The organism is Martelella mediterranea (assembly GCF_021021415.1).
GTDB lineage: Bacteria > Pseudomonadota > Alphaproteobacteria > Rhizobiales > Rhizobiaceae > Martelella > Martelella mediterranea_C.
This window is the reverse complement of the sequence record NZ_JAINWJ010000016.1, coordinates 71770-88821: the sequence shown is the minus strand read 5'-3', so window position 1 is coordinate 88821 and position 17052 is coordinate 71770. Positions and strand designations below refer to the sequence as shown.

The 17052-nt window shown below is 57.9% G+C and carries 23 protein-coding genes; all 23 read left to right on the top strand.

Features of this window, described 5'->3' with window-relative positions; translation table 11 throughout:
* The first annotated feature begins 53 nt into the window (after positions 1 to 53).
* The 23 genes from K7H91_RS12340 (at position 54) to K7H91_RS12235 (ending at position 16589) form a co-directional block, all read left to right on the top strand.
* A complete protein-coding gene (locus K7H91_RS12340; RefSeq protein ID WP_230720587.1) occupies positions 54 to 1619 on the top strand; it encodes a site-specific integrase in 1566 nt (521 codons plus the stop codon).
* Between the two features lie 528 nt (positions 1620 to 2147).
* Positions 2148 to 3365: a phage portal protein gene (locus tag K7H91_RS12335; RefSeq protein WP_230720586.1), complete on the top strand. Its 1218-nt coding sequence runs from the start codon at positions 2148 to 2150 to the stop codon at positions 3363 to 3365.
* A 2-nt stretch (positions 3366 to 3367) separates the two neighbouring features.
* Positions 3368 to 3559: a hypothetical protein gene (locus tag K7H91_RS12330; protein ID WP_230720585.1), complete on the top strand. Its 192-nt coding sequence runs from the start codon at positions 3368 to 3370 to the stop codon at positions 3557 to 3559.
* Positions 3556 to 4053, top strand: coding sequence for a gene transfer agent family protein (locus K7H91_RS12325; protein ID WP_230720584.1), 498 nt, complete (start codon positions 3556 to 3558; stop codon positions 4051 to 4053). Before K7H91_RS12330 ends, K7H91_RS12325 begins: the two co-directional genes overlap by 4 nt.
* The gene (locus K7H91_RS12320) at positions 4054 to 4431 is read left to right on the top strand and encodes a hypothetical protein (RefSeq protein WP_230720583.1); all 378 of its coding nucleotides are present in this window, start codon (positions 4054 to 4056) and stop codon (positions 4429 to 4431) included. It begins immediately after the preceding gene.
* The gene (locus K7H91_RS12315) at positions 4428 to 5966 is read left to right on the top strand and encodes a phage major capsid protein (RefSeq protein WP_230720582.1); all 1539 of its coding nucleotides are present in this window, start codon (positions 4428 to 4430) and stop codon (positions 5964 to 5966) included. Before K7H91_RS12320 ends, K7H91_RS12315 begins: the two co-directional genes overlap by 4 nt.
* 60 nt (positions 5967 to 6026) lie before the next feature.
* Complete coding sequence (locus K7H91_RS12310) at positions 6027 to 6587, top strand: hypothetical protein (protein WP_230720581.1); 561 nt, start codon at positions 6027 to 6029, stop codon at positions 6585 to 6587.
* Positions 6584 to 6937, top strand: coding sequence for an HNH endonuclease (locus K7H91_RS12305; protein WP_230720580.1), 354 nt, complete (start codon positions 6584 to 6586; stop codon positions 6935 to 6937). Before K7H91_RS12310 ends, K7H91_RS12305 begins: the two co-directional genes overlap by 4 nt.
* Positions 6934 to 7137, top strand: coding sequence for a hypothetical protein (locus K7H91_RS12300; protein WP_230720579.1), 204 nt, complete (start codon positions 6934 to 6936; stop codon positions 7135 to 7137). Before K7H91_RS12305 ends, K7H91_RS12300 begins: the two co-directional genes overlap by 4 nt.
* Positions 7134 to 7487 (top strand): hypothetical protein, encoded by a 354-nt coding sequence (locus tag K7H91_RS12295; RefSeq protein WP_230720578.1) that lies wholly within the window; start codon positions 7134 to 7136, stop codon positions 7485 to 7487. Before K7H91_RS12300 ends, K7H91_RS12295 begins: the two co-directional genes overlap by 4 nt.
* 71 nt (positions 7488 to 7558) lie before the next feature.
* Complete coding sequence (locus tag K7H91_RS12290) at positions 7559 to 7861, top strand: head-tail connector protein (protein ID WP_230720577.1); 303 nt, start codon at positions 7559 to 7561, stop codon at positions 7859 to 7861.
* Positions 7851 to 8270 (top strand): HK97-gp10 family putative phage morphogenesis protein, encoded by a 420-nt coding sequence (locus K7H91_RS12285; protein ID WP_230720576.1) that lies wholly within the window; start codon positions 7851 to 7853, stop codon positions 8268 to 8270. Before K7H91_RS12290 ends, K7H91_RS12285 begins: the two co-directional genes overlap by 11 nt.
* Entirely contained in the window at positions 8267 to 8689 is a 423-nt protein-coding gene (locus tag K7H91_RS12280) for a DUF3168 domain-containing protein (RefSeq protein WP_230720575.1), read from the top strand. The genes K7H91_RS12285 and K7H91_RS12280 overlap by 4 nt, the downstream gene beginning before the upstream one ends.
* Positions 8689 to 9006 carry a phage head closure protein gene (locus K7H91_RS12275; RefSeq protein ID WP_230720574.1) on the top strand — a complete coding sequence of 106 codons (318 nt, stop codon included), beginning with the start codon at positions 8689 to 8691 and terminating at the stop codon, positions 9004 to 9006. The genes K7H91_RS12280 and K7H91_RS12275 overlap by 1 nt, the downstream gene beginning before the upstream one ends.
* Positions 9003 to 9413 (top strand): P27 family phage terminase small subunit, encoded by a 411-nt coding sequence (locus K7H91_RS12270; RefSeq protein WP_230720573.1) that lies wholly within the window; start codon positions 9003 to 9005, stop codon positions 9411 to 9413. The genes K7H91_RS12275 and K7H91_RS12270 overlap by 4 nt, the downstream gene beginning before the upstream one ends.
* On the top strand, positions 9406 to 11037 hold the full coding sequence (locus K7H91_RS12265; protein WP_230720572.1) for a terminase large subunit: 1632 nt from the start codon (positions 9406 to 9408) through the stop codon (positions 11035 to 11037). The genes K7H91_RS12270 and K7H91_RS12265 overlap by 8 nt, the downstream gene beginning before the upstream one ends.
* Before the next feature lie 11 nt (positions 11038 to 11048).
* Complete coding sequence (locus K7H91_RS25550) at positions 11049 to 11174, top strand: hypothetical protein (protein WP_269066193.1); 126 nt, start codon at positions 11049 to 11051, stop codon at positions 11172 to 11174.
* Positions 11174 to 13195 (top strand): hypothetical protein, encoded by a 2022-nt coding sequence (locus K7H91_RS12260; protein WP_230720571.1) that lies wholly within the window; start codon positions 11174 to 11176, stop codon positions 13193 to 13195. Before K7H91_RS25550 ends, K7H91_RS12260 begins: the two co-directional genes overlap by 1 nt.
* Before the next feature lie 600 nt (positions 13196 to 13795).
* On the top strand, positions 13796 to 14221 hold the full coding sequence (locus tag K7H91_RS12255; protein ID WP_230720570.1) for a hypothetical protein: 426 nt from the start codon (positions 13796 to 13798) through the stop codon (positions 14219 to 14221).
* A gap of 47 nt (positions 14222 to 14268) precedes the next feature.
* Positions 14269 to 14982, top strand: coding sequence for a hypothetical protein (locus tag K7H91_RS12250; protein ID WP_230720569.1), 714 nt, complete (start codon positions 14269 to 14271; stop codon positions 14980 to 14982).
* A 166-nt stretch (positions 14983 to 15148) separates the two neighbouring features.
* Positions 15149 to 15346 (top strand): hypothetical protein, encoded by a 198-nt coding sequence (locus K7H91_RS12245; RefSeq protein ID WP_230720568.1) that lies wholly within the window; start codon positions 15149 to 15151, stop codon positions 15344 to 15346.
* Positions 15347 to 15423: 77 nt separating this feature from the next.
* The gene (locus tag K7H91_RS12240; RefSeq protein WP_230720567.1) at positions 15424 to 15960 is read left to right on the top strand and encodes a hypothetical protein; all 537 of its coding nucleotides are present in this window, start codon (positions 15424 to 15426) and stop codon (positions 15958 to 15960) included.
* A gap of 11 nt (positions 15961 to 15971) precedes the next feature.
* Positions 15972 to 16589, top strand: coding sequence for a hypothetical protein (locus tag K7H91_RS12235; protein WP_230720566.1), 618 nt, complete (start codon positions 15972 to 15974; stop codon positions 16587 to 16589).
* Positions 16590 to 17052: the final 463 nt, after the last annotated feature.

Sequence of the window (17052 nt, the reverse complement as noted above, 5' to 3'; positions counted from 1 at the left end):
GGGGTTACGGCCAACTTTCTGTTACAAAACACGTAACAAAATGGAAGTTGGGAATGTCTTCAAAGCACCGCTATCTTCTCAATCGCGACGGGCGCTATTTCGCCCGGATCGTGATCCCGAAGCCTCTTCGACCTTTCCTCGAAAACAAATCAGAACTTCGCGAACCGCTCGGACCTGACCGGCGCACGGCGATAGCTCGCCTCGCCACGGCTGTTTCTGCATTGCAGGGGCGGGTTGCCGTCGCAGAGCGCAAAGCACAGATCGCCAGCGGCGCGCCGATCACGCCGGGGCGCTATCCGCTGTCAGCCGATCAAATGGCGCTTCGGAACTACAACGAGCGCATCGCCTTCGACTTGGAGCTTCGCAACGCGACCGATGCCTATGCGCAAGTTAGCATTGATGACCGCATGGTTGAGCTATTGCGTGAAGGCGTTGCCGGACGCCTCGATAACCAGACGCTTCAAACCCTCGTTGGCGAGCGGATTGAACGCTTCCGCCGCCTTGGCAACACCACGGTCGTCTTCGGTTCACCTGAATGGCGCACCCTTGCCCGCGCCTTGTGCATCTCCGAACTTGAAGCCCTTGGCCGCGCGATGGAACGGGACGAAGGCGACTTCACCGGCAAGCCTGAACACCCGGAACTGGCAAAGGCGGTCGAAGAGGAAGAGGCCGAAGACAGTGCGCCGACCGCAGAATTCAACGCACTGACCTTTGAGGCGATCGTTGCCGAACAAGTGCGCCTGACCAAAATGGGGCTTGGCGGCAACGAGTTGTCCGCGTCAACGCTGAAGAAATACCGGCGCATCATTCACGACTTCGAACACCATCGCCGAAGCAAGCGGGCTGCGACCGTGACCCTTGAGGAAGGCGAGGCTTGGCGCAACGCCATGCTTGCGGAAGGCAAGATTTCCCGGAAGTCCATCCGCGACAAGCTTGCGGCTATCCGGGCAATTCTGACGTGGGGACAGAAGCAGCACCGGGGTAAGCTGTTCCCGGACACGCCGAAGGGGACGCCGTTCGACTTCCTCGAATTGCCCAACGTCGAAGTCAAGGATAGCGCAACGAGAACCTACACGCTTAAACAGGCCCGCACCGTGCTGGACGCGGCCCGCGCGGAGACAGACAGGACGAATTTCCGTTGGGTTCCATGGTTGCTGGCCTACACCGGCATGCGCGTCGGCGAGGCTTTGCAGTTGGAGCGGGCGGATATCTTCGAACTACAGGGGTATTGGTTTATCAACGTGCGCGTAGGTGAGGGACGCACGACAAAGACGAAGCGAGGCCGGAAGATTCCGGTCCATCAAGTGCTTGTCGATGAGGGCTTTATTGCTTTCGTCCAAAGCCGACCTGACGGCTTGCTCTTCCCCGGCACCTTCCAAGACCAACGCCTTCGCGAATGGATGCACAGCGGGCCGCTGAAGGGTGAAGCGGATGCGCCGCCGCCGAACCACGGGTTCCGGCACCTGTTCGAAGATGCGCTTTTCAGCGACGTAAGCCAAAAAGCCGCGCTTTACATCACCGGGCGCTCTTCCGGCTCTTCGGCAGACGGATACGGCGGCAGCGACTTGAAGCTGTTGGAGCTAGCCGCACAGATGAAGAAAGTTCGCCTCGTCATATAGAAGTAAAACACGAATCGGTATATAGAGATAGCTGGACATTCTTTTTGGACTTTGAAAGCCAAAGCAAAACACCTGAGAAGTGATGTCTTATCCTATGCCGGGACTGGCATGCAGTCGCTCAGACCGACGACCAAGCGGTCGCCAACACCTCGGAAGGCACATAGGCGCTGAAAGTGGAAGCTTACACCTGAGGCGGACCGATGATGTGATGAACGGCGGTTAATCCGTTAATTTGCCCGGAGTTTAGCAACCCTTTGTGGGCTGCACCGGTGCGGCTCTGAGGGCTTTTCGATGAAAAAGCTATTCATAGTCGTCACAATCAAGGTGAACATTGCGGGGTGCCTGTTCGGCGTTGCTGCAATAATTCACGCCTTGTTTTAGCGATAGGGTGGCAACTTTGTTGCCGCCCTTTTCTGTTTTAAGGAATAGGAATATAATCCTCATTATAGGATAAATATCCTATTTAAGTGTTGACTTACGAATCGCCGATATGAGAGAATCAGCCTCAAGTTGAACTGAGGCTGATAGATGCTTGCTGACAAGATTGCACGGAAAAGCGCCGACACGAACGAAGAACGGAAAAGCATCGCGCTGAATAGCCCCGAAGCTTTTTCGCTGTTCGACATTCGGCCTACTTATTCCGGCGAAAACATTAGCGGCGAAAAGGCGCTTTCTGTTCCGGCAGTGTTTCATGCCGTGCGTCTTATTTCAGAACAGTGCGGTTCGTTGCCGTGCAAGCTTTGGCGCGATGACGGCGATAAGGGCAAACAGGAAGCCAAGAGTCACCCTGCCTACAAGATCGTGCATCGCCGTGCGATCGAATGGGCAAGCGCCCGTGACTTTCGCGAAATCCTGACGGCTGACGCCCTCATTCACGGCAGCGGCTTTGCCCGTGTGGACCGACTTGAAGACGGTCGTCCGCTTTCGCTTGAGCGCCTTGAGCCATCAAAGGTGACCGTTCTTCGAAATGAATACACCGGCGCACCGTTCTATCGCGTTTCGGAAGCCGATGGCATCCGCGAATATGGCTACACTGAAATCCTTCAGATTTCACCATTCCTCGGCAAATCCCCGATCCACTTCGGCAAAGAGGCAATCGGCCTTGCTGCTGTTCTCGAACGCCACGGCGCACAGTTCTTCAAGTCCGGCGCGCGTCCGGCTGGCATCTTGTCGAACGAGAAACCGCAGGGCGACATGTCGGGGGACGGGCAGCTTGCTAGCATCTTCCGCCGGTATAAGAATTGGCAGCAAACGGCGGATACGCCGTTCATGCTTGATAATGGTTGGCACTTCGAACAGCCCGCCATGACCTCGACCGATGCGCAGTATCTCGAGAATCGCACTTTCCAGATTGATGAGGTTGCGCGCGTCTTCGGCGTCCCGCCCCACCTGCTTTTCCAGTTGAACCGCGCCACATGGAGCAACGCGGAACAGATGGGCGCGTCCTTCCTGCAGCTTTGCCTCCGCACATGGCTGGACCGCTGGCAGGACGCCTACGAAACCGTTCTTCTCACCGAAGAGGAACAGGACAACCACTATTTTGAATTCGTGGTTGATGACCTTCTGCGAACCGACGCCGAAGCTCGCACCAAAAACCTGACCGAACAGGTGAAATACGGGCTTTTGACGCCCAACCGCGCCCTCGAAAAGCTCAACGAGCCGCCGCGCCCCGGCGGGGACGAGCCTTTTGACCCTTACGCAACCAGCACCCGCCCCACGCCGAACAACGGCGACGACAAGGAATAACCATGCCGAAGAAACCCGCCGTCTTCGACGCGGCAAACACGCGCCTGATGGATTCAACCGCCCGCCTGATCAAGACGGCACAGTCAATCGCCACGTCACCCGACATTGACAGCGAAACCCGCAAGACCGCCCTCAAGGTCATGTCCGGCTATCTCAATGTCATGGCCCTCGTTCTGGAGGAAACCAGCGAATGAAGCCGATCAAGGCATTCTTTGGCGACGGCGAAAAGCTGTTTGCCTTCCCGACGCTTGAACTGATTCAGGAACTCGAAGCCAAGACCGGCTTCGGCATTGGTGAGCTTGTCGCCCGGTTGCGTCAGCATGCCTACAGCGTGGATGAGACCAACCAGATTATCCGGCTTGGACTGATCGGCGGCGGCACCACGCCCGCCGAAGCCGCCCGGCTTGTCGGCACCTACGCCACGGCCCGCCCACTTGTCGAAAGCTACATGCTGGCGATGCAGATCATCACGGAACTTTACGCCGGCCCTGAAGAGGAAGAACCGGCCCCGGAAGATGATTTCGATTTCCCCCAGGACGAAGCCCATTCGTTCCGCGCCATGTGGTCCGAGCCGGAACAGGCGGACGAGCCCCATCCGTTCCGTGCCGTCTGGATGAACGCGGAACAGGCGCAAGAAGCCGCCAGCGCATTGGCCGACGATATGCGGGCTGCATACGAGGAAGTCTAAATGAGCAAGATCGCCGAAGAAATTTCGAAGCTCCGCAACTTCATGATGCTGGATCGGCTGCTTGAGCGGCATCAAGTCGCGCGGGCCGCAGCTGTTGCCGCTGGCGCTCTGCCTGTTCCGGCAAGCAAGGCTGATCTTGATTACGCTCAGAGGATAGCGCTTTTGCAGTTCTTCAACGCGACTGAAGGCTTTGCGTTCTATTTCAACGCTGGCGCTTTTGATGACGGCCACACCTCTCTTCTAAAGCCGTTTCTTTATGACGAATGCACCGGCTTAATCGGTCACCTCTATCTGCTTGGCGAGAACTTCGACGCCGACGATTTCAATGAGATGAAGCTGATCGCTGAAAAAGCGGCCAAAGAGAAGCAGGCTGCATGACCGAAACCGGCAATCTCGAAATCAAGGCCGAAGTCACAGCCGACGACGCCGGAACTGTGACCGGCATCGCGTGGCCCTTCGGCAAGCCCGACACCTACGGCGACCTCATCGAACCGACCGCTTTCAAATTCGCGCCGTCGGTCCCCATGTTCAACGAGCATCGCGAACGCGAGGTTGTCGGCGTCTGGAATTCATGCGCGGTCACAGACAAGGGGCTTGAAGTCAAAGGCCGTCTTTTCATCGAAGGTTCGCAGCTTGCCCGCGAAACCTACCGCAATCTGAAGGCGGGCAGGACCGGCGGCTTGTCGATTGGCTACCGCCGCAACGAACACAAGGCCCGCCCGGATGGCGGGCGCATCCTCACCGATATTGTTGTCAACGAAATCTCGCTTTGCCGTCGCCCAGTTCACCCGGACGCGCGGACAACCGAAGTGAAAGCCCTTGAAGGAGACCCCATGAAAAACGAACTCGAGAACGAAGAAGTGTCGAACGATCCGGCCAAGTCTGATCCGGTTGTTTCGGCGGATGAAGTCAAAGCGCTGAAGGACGAAATTGCCACGATCAAGGCAAAGATGAACCGTCCGCGCGCCGCCAACAACAATCAGCCCGACCCGGCGAACCAGAACGAAGTGAAGGCTTTTGTCGACTATCTTCGCGGCGGCGAGGTTGAACGCAAAGCCCTGACCGTTGCGAACGATGCTCCCGGCTATGTTCTCGCCCCGGAAGAAACCAGCAGCGAATTCATTCGCAACCTTGTCGAGTTTTCGCCGGTTCGCGGCATTGCGGACGTTCGCTCGACCGGATCGCACACCATCATTCTACCGAAGCGTCTCACGGTGACCAACGCGAAATGGAAGGGCGAAGCCGTTGCGTCTGAAGCGTCCGAACCGACTTTCGACCAGATGGAACTTTCCGTCAAGGAAATGACCACGCATGTCGATGTTGGCAACTGGTTGATGGAAGACGCCGCCCATGACATCGAAGCCGAAATCCGGCTTGCGCTTGCTGAAGACTTCGGCGCGAAGGAAGGTCTGGCATTTGTCAACGGAAGCGCCGCGCTTGAGCCGAAGGGTTTCATGGCTGAAGCAGGTGTTGCCAGCGGCCTGAACGGTCATGCCACGAACCTGAACGCCGACCAGCTTATCAAGCTCATGTATTCGTTGCCGGGTGTCTATCGCAACCGGGGCACATGGGTGATGAACGGCACCACACTTGCCGTCATCCGCACCCTGAAGGACGGAAACGGGAACTATCTGTGGCAGCCGTCCTATCAGGCAGGTCAGCCGGAAACCATTCTTGGCCGTCCGGTTGTCGAGCTTCCCGATATGCCCGATGTGGCCGCGAACGCTTTCCCGATCATGTTCGGTGACTTCAAGGCCGGGTATCGCATCTACGACCGTATCGAGCTTCAGGTTCGCCCGAACCCCTATCTTCTGGCGACCGAAGGCATGATCCGGTTCCATGCTCGCCGCCGTGTCGGCGCTGGCGTCGTGCGCCCTGACGTCTTCCGCAAGCTGAAGATGGCGACCTCGTAACTCATGACCTACCAGCGGCCCGCATACGAACAGGTAACGATTGCGCACGGTGGAAGCACCGTGTCGCTTCGGCCTACCTTGCGGGCCGCTGCGACCCTTGAGGCCCGCTATAGCCGCCCGACCATGTTCAAGGCGCTGGATCGGCAGAACCTCACCATCATTTCCGAAATCATCCTGTCGGCTTCCTCTTCCGGGCAGGATGCGGCGGCTTTCCTTTCGCGCATTGTAGGAAAGCCGCTTTCCCCTTTCTTCGACGCCGTGCGCGGCCCGCTTTCCGAATTGCTCGCAATGTTTGACCCGGAACCAGACCCGAAGGCCAAGAAGACGAACGGCAGCGGCAAGCCCATGACGTTGCAGGCGTTCTACAAGCAGCTTTTCGACTATGCGACCGGCTGGCTTGAATGGACCCCTGACGCCGCTTGGAGCGCCACGCCGAACGAGATCAACCGCGCGCTGAACACCTATTTCGCCAAGCTGAAGACCCTGAACGGCGTTGCTGACGAAGATGAGCGTCAGCCCGACCCGGAACAGGCAGAGCGCAATATAGCCGCTGGCCTTGATCCCGAATTCGACCGGGAAGGATTGCGCGCCCTCAAGATGAAGATTGCGAGCGGCCAATGATCAAACCGCCCCGTATTTGCCCATGCGATGAGAAGGTGGCCCATGGTGAGCTTTGCACTTGCCAGCGCACCGCCAAGCAGCAACGCAATCAGCGCCATGACGCCAACCGCGAAACAGCGGCCCGGCGCGGATACGGCCATGAGTGGCGCAAGGCCCGTGCCGAATTCCTCATAGCGCACCCCTATTGCCGGGAGTGCACGAAGCACGGCGTCACCCGCATGGCGACCGTGGTTGACCATGTCATTCCCCACCGTGGCGACAAGGGTTTGTTCTGGCACCGCGCCAACTGGCAGCCCCTTTGCGAGCCCTGCCACAACTCAGTCAAGCAGCGGATGGAGCGCGCCCGATGAACCGCAGCATCTTCACCTACAGCGGGCAGCGTTGGCTTCTGTCTGAACTGGCAGCAGTCACCGGCGTTCCTTCCACCACCATCCGCAAACGCCTAGCGCGAGGCTGGACCGTGGAACAGTCCGTCACCACGCCGACACCGAAGCAGCGGCGCACCGGCATCGTGTCGCACCTCGATACCCTGAAGGATGCCAAGCCATGATTGATGACACGGACCTCGAAGATGCCGCGCGCTGTCAAGATATCTGGCATTCCGTTCTGACGCAGGCAGTCAACGAAGCCGTTGATGGCACACTTATCCGTGGTGACCGGCACGAACGCCAGCGGCTCATTCAAGCAGCCCGCGACTACGTCACGCGACCGAACAAGGATTTCAACATGGTTTGCTACCTCGCAGGCGTTGACCCTGTGGCAGCGCGTGAGGCGATCAAGGTCCGGCTGAAGGACGCGAAGACGCCCGAAGAGCTGGCGACGACGACGGGACGAAGGGCAGGGAAGAAGACAGGCCCGAAGCCGCGAAGCCAGACCCCGGGGGTAGGTTTGAACTTTTGAGGGTGAACAGGGACCGGCGCGGGGAGCACCGCACAAAAATGACCCCTAAATAACTTTTTTGGATTTGAAGCATGACGACCGTAAGCCTTGAGCTTGTCAAATCACACATGAAGATCGACGGAAACGACGACGATGAGCTTATTGCGCTCTACATCGCGGGCGCTGAACAGTATCTTGCTGGCTACATCGGCAAATCGCTGACCGAACTTGACCCATTCCCGGCAGACCTGAAGCTCGCTGTGCTGATGCTCGTTTCCTTCTACTATGAGCAGCGCAACGCCGTATCCTTCGGCATCGCCATGAAGATCGCGCCCTATAGCGTGACCTCGATTGCCGACACGTATCGGGCAGGGCAGGTCTTCGATGGCGAGTAAGAAGGACGACGGCGGGCTTTCCGACGTTCTGGCCGATATGGACAGCATCAAAGATATTCCGCGAAGTGAGTATGTGCGTTCCGCCTTGCTGAAGTCCGCCAAGGAATTCGCGGGCACAGCTAAAGCCCTCGCACCAAAGGATACGGGTGCGCTTGCCGATAGCGTTGTGGTGACCGGCCCCGGCGAAACGACGCCGCCCCATTCGCAGCCGGGAGCGTCCCGCGTTGCTGGCCCGCATGAGGTTATCGTGACGGCGGGGAATACCGACGTTCGCTATGCGCACCTTGTTGAATACGGAACCAGCAAAACGGAAGCGCACCCGTTCTTTGGCGCGGCGTTCAATCTCACAAAGACCCGGAATCACCGACGCCTGAACCGGGCGCTGGACAAGGCGTGGAAGAACCGATGATAGAAGCGACCCTTGCCCTTGAAACCGCGATCCGCGAACGCCTCATTCTGAACAGTGCCGTTTCGGCGCTTGTCCCGGCTGACCGCATTCGTTCCGGCACCACGCGGCCCGACAGCGAGCGCGAACCTTGCGTTCTCATGAGCAACGGCATGACTACCTTGCACGGCTATGACTACACCGCACAGCGCACGGCATGGGCTTATCTGGATTTGCACGTCTGGACCTTTGAGGCCGAACAGGACGCGGTGAAAGAAGTCGCGGGCGCGGTGTTGGGGGCGCTCGACAAGCGCAAGCTTCAGATCGAAGGCGGCTATTGCGACCACTTCCGCGCGACCGCTTGCCGGTTCGTCACTGACCCCGACCCGGACCATGGACACGCGGTGATTTCGGTCGAAGCGCTGATTAGGTGGTTTGTCTGATGCTGAACATTGGCGCGCTGAACCGGCGCATTACGATCGAGCGCAAGACCGAAACCGTGAAGCCTTCCGGCGCCGTGTCCGAAGCATGGGCACCGCTTTGCACGGTATGGGCCGAATTGCTTCAGCAGTCCGCGAATGAATTCCTGACCGGCTTCGGTGAGGCTGAAGCCGGTAGTGTCGTCTTCCGTGTCAGATATCGCCCTGGCATCACGACCGCCGACCGCGTGACCTATGCCGGGACGGCTTACAACATCAAGGAAATCAACGAAGTTGGAAGGCGTGACGGCCTCGAATTGCGCGGGGTTGCGATCCGATGACCCATTTGCGCGGCATCAAGCCGCCTGCCCAGCGTGACAGCAACGCCCTGAAGAAAGCGCCGCCCGCGCCGAAGCATCTTTCTGCTTATGCCCGCGCGGAGTGGAAGCGCATCCTGCCCGGCCTTATTGAGCGCGGCATCATCATAAAGGGCGATCTTGGCGGGATCGAAGAGCTTTGCATCATGCGCGGCCATGTCCGCGAAATCGAAGCCGCGTTGCAGGCCGACCCCTTGGACAAGGTCCTGTTCGGCATGCTGAACCGCGCGGCACAAACGGCACGGCAGCTTTCGGCTGAATATGGCCTTACGCCAACGTCGCGGGCGCGTGTCGGTGCCGGGACTGGCAACGATGATGACGACGACAGCCCGAACCCTCTGAACATCGGAAGGAACCGACGCAATGGCTAAGAGCGCGTTCCCCTACTGGATTTATGATAACAGCCCGATCGATGACCCGTTTGGCTATGGGCAGGACGCCGTTGATTTCATCCGGGCGCTGAAGCATCCGAAGAGCAACGCGCCAAAAAATGCCTTTCAGCTTTATGACCCTTTCGAAAGGATCACCCGGCGCATTTATGGCCCGCGTCACCCTGACGGACGCCGCATCATCAAGACCGTCTTTCTTATGCTTGGCCGTGGAAATCGGAAGACCAGTCACGCCGCAGCGTGGTCCGCCCTTCACCTTTATGGGCCGGAAGCCGCTCCTTCGGGGCAGGTAATATTTGCAGCGTGTGACCGTCAACAGGCAAATATCGGCTTCGATGAAGTGGCAAGTATTGTGGGGCAGACCCGGCCACTCAAAGCCATTTCGAAAATCAACAATGCCTTTGGCGGGATGAAGCGCATATTGAACACTCGCAGCGGGGCGAACTTGAGAGCAGTTTCCAGCGACGGCAAGGCCCAGCACGGCACGACGCCTAACTTCATTCTTGTCGATGAAATCCACAAGTGGCAGGGCCGCGACCTTTGGGAAGCTCTCTCTTCCGGCATGGTCAAGACCAGCGAACCCCTAATGATCATTTGCACCACGGCAGGGCGCGGACAGGATAACGTCGGTTTCGAGCTTTACGACTATGCTTGTAAGGTTGCGACCGGCGAACATGACGACCCGACTTTTTTGCCAATCTTGTTTCAGGCCGAACCCGGCGATGATTGGGAGGATGAAGCGACGTGGCCGAAGGCAAACCCCGGCCTAGCTCATGGTTTTCCTGACCTTGAGGGAATGCGTGATTGGGCGCGGAAGGCGAAAGTCAGCCCGCCGACCCGCTACGAGTTTCAGCAGCTCGGCTTGAACGTATGGCAGGCCGCGTCACGCGATCCGCTCTTCGATATGGCCGTTTATGACGCTGGCCTTGATCCGCATTTTGAGCTTGGCGAACTGGAAAAACTGCCATGTTGGCTTGGCGTTGACCTTTCCCGTTCCGGCGACCTGACCGCGATTGTCGGGGCGTGGAAGCACAGCGACGGGCGCATTTCGGTTCACCCGTGGTTTTATCTGCCTTCCGAAGGGCTGGACGAAAAAGCCCGTCTTGAGCAGGTGCCTTATCCCCGATACCGGGACGAAGAGCTTTTGAACGTCTGCGACGGCCCGACCATCGAACCGGACACGATTGCCGACAAGATCATTGACCTTTGCGGCACCTACAACGTTCAGGAAGTCGTTTTTGACCCGTCGCTTGCCGGGCCGATCATGAAGAAGCTGATGAACCACGGCATTGAAGTGTTTCAGCACCCGCAAAGCCCGAAGAACATGCACGGCCCGATTTGCGACCTTGAGCGTGTCGTGAATGGCCGTCGCATCCGCCACGGCGGTCACCCGATCCTTCGCAACCACTTCGAAAGCGTCGTGGTGAAGCGGGCGACCAATGCCAGCGGCCTGACCTCGATGCACAAGGGCACCCGGCACAGCAACCACATTGACGGCGCGATTGCCTCGGCGCTGGCGATCTTCCGGGCAGCGGCCAACGACAATGCCCGCTCTATCCTAGACCTCGACGACGACGAATTTAACCGGCTGATGAACGCCGCGTAAGGAAAAGACCAATGAAGCAGAACGAAAAGAAACAGGACCTCGCAGGCGTTATTCACCGTGGCGAATTTGTCATCGGCGAAAAAGCGCGCCGTGGGCTTCAAGCCATGGCTGATGCGACGGGGAAGGGGAACAGCTAATGACGCCAGACGAAAAGCGCCTGCTTGTCACCTTCGAAGCCCGCATGACCAAATACGAGCGGGATCTTGAACGGACGAAGCGCGCCACCTCGAAGAACTTCCGCGCCATGCGCAAAGAGGCAGAAACGTCTGCCAGCCGGATCGATAAGGCCATGAGCGGTGCGCTTTCCAATGTCGGCGCTATGCTGAAGGGCGGGCTTATCGGCGCGCTCACTGTCGGGGGCGTTGCGCAGATTACCCGGACGTTTGCGGGCTACGCCCGCAGCGTTGCCGAAGTTGGCGATCAGGCCGAAACCGCAGCGATGAAGGTCAAGGACTTCCAAGAGCTTAAATATGTCGCGGAGCAGAACCGTATCGGCGTTGACGCCCTGACGGACGGCCTGAAGGAAATGAACCTTCGCGCGGATGAATTTATCACCTCCAAGGGCAAGAGCGGATCGGCAGCCGAAGCCTTCAAACGGTTGGGATATGACGCCGACACGCTGGCGATCAAGCTGAAGAACCCTTCCGCGCTGTTTGCCGAGATCATCGGCAGGCTTCAGCAGTTGGATAAGGCGGCGCAGATTCGTATCGCCGATGAGATTTTCGGCGGCACGGGCGGCGAGCAGTTTGTCCGGCTGATCGGGCAGGGGGAACAGGGCATTCGCGACACCATTCAGGCCGCGAATGACCTTGGCGTGGTCATGGACGAAGACCTCATCCGGAAGGCTGAAGACCTCGATGAACAGTTTCAAACTGTTGCCACGACCGTCGGCACCACGTTGAAAAAGGCGATTGTCGAAGCGGCGAACGCGCTTGTCTTGTTTATCAACGCCTTCCGCGAATTCGAGAACCGCAGCAACGCAAGCCTTGAATTCAAGCAGGCGGAACTTGCCCACGAGCGGAGCTCTCTTGAAGATCAGATTCTTGAGACGAAAAACAATCCGAGAATGACGGACCAGCAGCGCCGTCGCACCCTGAACAACCTCAATCGCCAGCTGAACGAGAAGAACAAGCAGGATGAGGAAATCACGCGGATACTGAACGACCGCCTAAAGCCCAAAGACGACGATTCAGACACAACCTATTTGGAGTCGTTCGAAGTTGTTACGAACGGAGACGGCGGTTCTGGCGGCGGCGGGGGCAGTCGGCGTTCGTCTTCGATCGATCGCGAGCGCGAAGGCGTTGAACGGCTCATTCAGGCGCTGAAGGACGAATACGACGCCCTCGGCATGACCGAAGAGCAAAAGCGGATCGTGCATAACCTACGGCGGGCAGGCGAGACCGCGACCGCACGGGAACGCGACCAGATTGCGCAGCTGACCAGCGCCATTCACACCGAAGAGGAAGCCCAGGCACGGGCGGCAGAGCAAGCCGCATTCTTCAGAGACACCGCCTATGACGGATTCATGGCGCTTGTCCCGGCGATCAATACCGGGAATGCGGCGCTCGATAGCCTGATTAACAGCCTGATACAGGCGACCGCACAGGCGGCTTTGCTAGGGAAGGGACCGCTTGCCGGGTTGTTCGGCGGGACTTCAGGCGGCGGGCTCTTGGGCTTCCTCGGCGGTTCCCGGCAGTTGGGCATTGCGAATGCAACCGCCGCAGCAGGCGCGATGACCGGCCTTTACGACAAGGGCGGCTATACCGGCGACGGGGGAAAGCTGGAACCCGCCGGGATCGTCCATCGTGGCGAATTCGTCATGACCAAAGAGGCCACGCGCCGTCTTGGCGTCCGCAATCTCGAAGCGATGCAGTCCAATGCCTTGCGCGGCTACGCGTCGGGCGGCTTTGTGTCGGCGTCAAGCCTGCCACGACCCCCTAGCGCCCGCATGGCCGCGAACCAGAACGAGACCCCGGCACAGTCCATCACGATTAACGCGCCGATCACGGTCGAAGGTTCGGCAGGGACGCCGGAACAGAACCGCGACCTTGCCGCACAGATGGCCCGACAGATGGAGACGAATGTTCGCGGGCTTGTCGCTTCAGAGCTTCGAAAGCAGTCACGGCCCGGAAACTACCTCAATAGCCGGACCAGATAGGCCCTGTTTGACTCACAGGGACTCACTGACGCGTTTCTAGGGTTTTCGGGTGTGGGTTGCCTATCCGCACCCCTGAACGCCCGCGTGTGAGTCTGTATGGCCGGAAAGCCGGAACGATCCCGATACGGCCCTAGATACGTCCCGCGTAGGGCGCGAAGCGACCGGAGCCGGGACAGCCTCTATGTCACGATACGGGACGCTTCCGCTACCGGAGGATTGTTTCAGGGAACCGGCACGTTTCTTCGCTTGCCGGAGACAGAGACCTTCCTCGGTCCAAAAGTTCAGCTCATGGTTCGGGCGCGCTAGCGACCGGGCAAGGCCGAAGGCCGCGCAGGGAGGGCCGCAGGCCCGAGTGTCATCGTGATTGATGAAAAGTGTCGCGGAATACTTAAGGCAAATCCCTACCATTATCTGTATTTGATTTAGAGTGTATATGTATATACGTGCAATAAGCGGTCGCGACATGTGCGGTTAGCATATATTTTGCCATAAGTATCCCGCGACACTTTTCCGAAATCACCGACTCAATAAACGTAAGAATTGACTTATATTCCGGAGAATGTTAATGGTATCGTATTAACTGGAACCGCAGGACCACCCATGAAATCCACCGACACCATTCACGTCTCGCCGCGCCGCATTGACCAGTTGAAGGCCATAGCGGCGGCCCGCAACACCTCTGTCTCTGACGCCATCGGTCATATGATCCGTAAGGAAATCGCTGAAGGCACGATCCCGGCAAACATTCCCGGCATCGTCATCAAGCGCACGGATGCGGGTGTATCCGTTCAGCTTGATGACGGCCCGGTGAAGGTGATGAGCGTCAAGAGCGCGGTGAACCTTGTCGAAGCAATTCGCGACAGCGTGGCACTTGGACGAAAGATAGTAGGGCCGACTTGCGGCTACTCGATTGAACCACGCGGTAGGGGCTTCAAGCTCTTCGTGCCCGATCCCGGGGAAGGTATCAGCCTGTCCGGTGATTTGGCGCTCGATATCGCCGACCAGATCGAACAGGCCGTAGCATAAGAAAAGCCCCGGTGAGCAACCACCGGGGCCTAGACGAGGTTCAAAGTATGCTCTTCTTGAACGAAGATGACGATACGAATAAAATGACTAAAAGTCAAGGAAATGAGGATGTTTCTTTAGGAAATGGTTCAGGCATGGACGCCAGAATTGACGACGTGCTTGCGGTCATCGACGAAGCGGCGCGCGCGGCCTATACGGTCACTGCCAAGACCCCGCCCGAAGTTGCGGCTGAAGTTCTGACCGACGACCAGCTTGCCGATTTGGAGCGATATGAGGCGGAACAGGAAGCCGGGCGCGCATCGGATAATCAAGCCTTGGATGAGGCGCTTGCCGATTTCGTCAATGAAGATGCGCCCGAACCGGCCAAGCGAAACCCGGCTATCGAGGCTTGGCGACAGTCACAGGCGGATGAGATCGCGAAGAACAAGGCCCACGGGCACACCGCGCAAGCATTCGACGCGATAGACGAACACCGCAAGACCCTTTCCGGTAAAGCGCTATACAACGCCAATCGCCGGACGAAGCGACAGCAGGAGGCCCTTGCGGAAGGCCGGGACTACCAGACGCGCCGGACCTTCATTTCAGAAGAGCAGCGGGCACAGACCAAACTCAAGGCAAAGCGGGCATACAGGGCACGCCAGCGCGCCGATTTTCTTGCCCTGTCGCCGGAAGAGCAGGAACGCATCAGGCTCGATAAGGCCCGGAAGCGTAAAGAGCAGCGCGCCCGGAAGAAGGAAGACCCAAATCTAGGGCGGTTTTAGAGCGGCGCGCGCCGTGCTGGACTACCATCGATCGCAACGTGATAAGTAAGTGCTTACTGATTTTTATGCAATAAAATCAGATAATTAGTGAAATTTTCTCTTGCGCCATGAATCCAAATGATTCATGTCTCTGTGCGTCACGAAGCACTAACGCAATGAGGAAAGCATGCTCGACAATCAGCCCGAAACCTATGTCCCGGCCCACCTGTATTTTGAGGCCATCGACCGGCTGAAGAAGATCGCCCGGAACTATGAGCCGGACGCGCACGACGACCTTCAGTCCATGATTATTGAGGCTGTCAGCGAGACCCTGAACGTCTGGCCCGACACCGTGCGCGAGGAAGGAATTTCGCTTGCCGCGTGATTTTTCTCTTTTGGACTCTTGACCGCGGATTGTTGCCGTGGCATTAGATGCAACGCCAACAGACACGGGAGTTCATTATGGCTAAGACAGCGACGGAAAGAAGCCGGGAAATGCGTCGGCGCAGAGAGCAGGAATTGAAGCTTCTGCTTGATAGCTCCTATCCCTTCCTGAAGCAGCCGTTCTTTGAATGGATCGGGGAAAAGCGTGACGGCGGCGATTGGGAAGCTGGGCTTCAGCACTTCGACCTTTCGGCTTTAGTGAGGCCGGAATTCGAAGATGACAGCGGGCCGCATTCTATTGACGGGGAGTTTGAACGCGGTTGGCAGGATAATCCCGCCGACAATCTATACCTCGGATATGAGGGTTCCATCGGTCGCGCTGAGCGTCTTGTCGACGATCTCATTGGAGCGGCTCACTGTTTCGCCAGTGTCATCAACAGATACAAAAAGGAGCAGATCACAGAACGAATAAAAGAGATTGAAGCGTCCGACCTGACGGACCCCGGAACCCGGAAACAAGCGCTCAAGGATATTGTGCGCCTTCAGAAGATGCTGGAACGCCTCGAAAAGCAGACGCGCCACGCCTTCCCGGAATATCAACTCAAAGGCATTTAGGAGAACGGAATATGCCGAAGCATGAAATGAATGAAAGCAGCGCGGTTGAGTTTGGCGACCGCACCGCGCCGCTTTCTGGCACACCCCTTAACAATGAAGTCAAAGGACACAACATGGATATCACGAAATCCGCCCCGGATTCAACGCTCGCCGATTATCTCAAGACGGACCTCGCCGAAGGCGTCTCTGCCAGTGTCGAAGACGGCGTCGCCGATTTGATCGAACTGCAGCACGGCGCTGCAAGCTATCTTAACGGCCTCCTCAATGAAGGCATTTCAGAAGGTGACGCTTTGGCGTTGCTCGAAGAGAAGGGCGATATGGCGCTTGGCATTTCGCATAACATTGAAGTCCTTATCGTCGGTCGCTTCAAGGAAAGCGGCATCGTGGAATCCACGCGGAAGGCGATCAACACTTTCTGCAATGCCCCGACCGAAGCAAACCTTTCGAAGGTGGCGGAAATCTCGAAGCCGATGACAGGCTACCGTATCCCCATGGATAATCTGACGCGGGCGCGCTTCTGGAAGTATGCCGCGCCGGGCATCAAGCGCAAGGAAATCGACTTTGGCAGCGTTCACCTGATTGCCAGCGGTCACTATGACGCCTCGAAGCTGGCGCGGGAAACCGCATAATGGCGCTGTCACCTGCTTTGAAGGCCCTCGTAAGCGGCTCTCAGGCGAAACTTGAGCCGCGCCCGGCTAATAAGAACAGGCCGGAAAAGGACAGGCCCCGCGTCCGCGTAAAGGCGGTATCGGTCAAATACTGATCAAGCAGGCCCGCCGGGGAAACTCGGCGGGTCTTTTTATTAGGCTGTGCATATTGGGGGTAACTGGCGAAATCAAAGCAAGAACCGGCGCGAGACTAGACACAGGTCACCCTTGGGCCGTAATAATTGTGTTCGCGGAACGTTCTCGATTCGCGAACCCCGGCCAAGCTGTTCGCCAAAACAGCATTGATCCGGGCACAAGCGTGACCGCACACGAAAACAAGCTTCGCCGTGCGGATGTTCTAGCGGTTTGATTCCCACCGTTACAGTCGGGAACGTATATGACCTAAGAGTCTAGAACAAGGCGAAGCGAACGACATAAAGGAGAA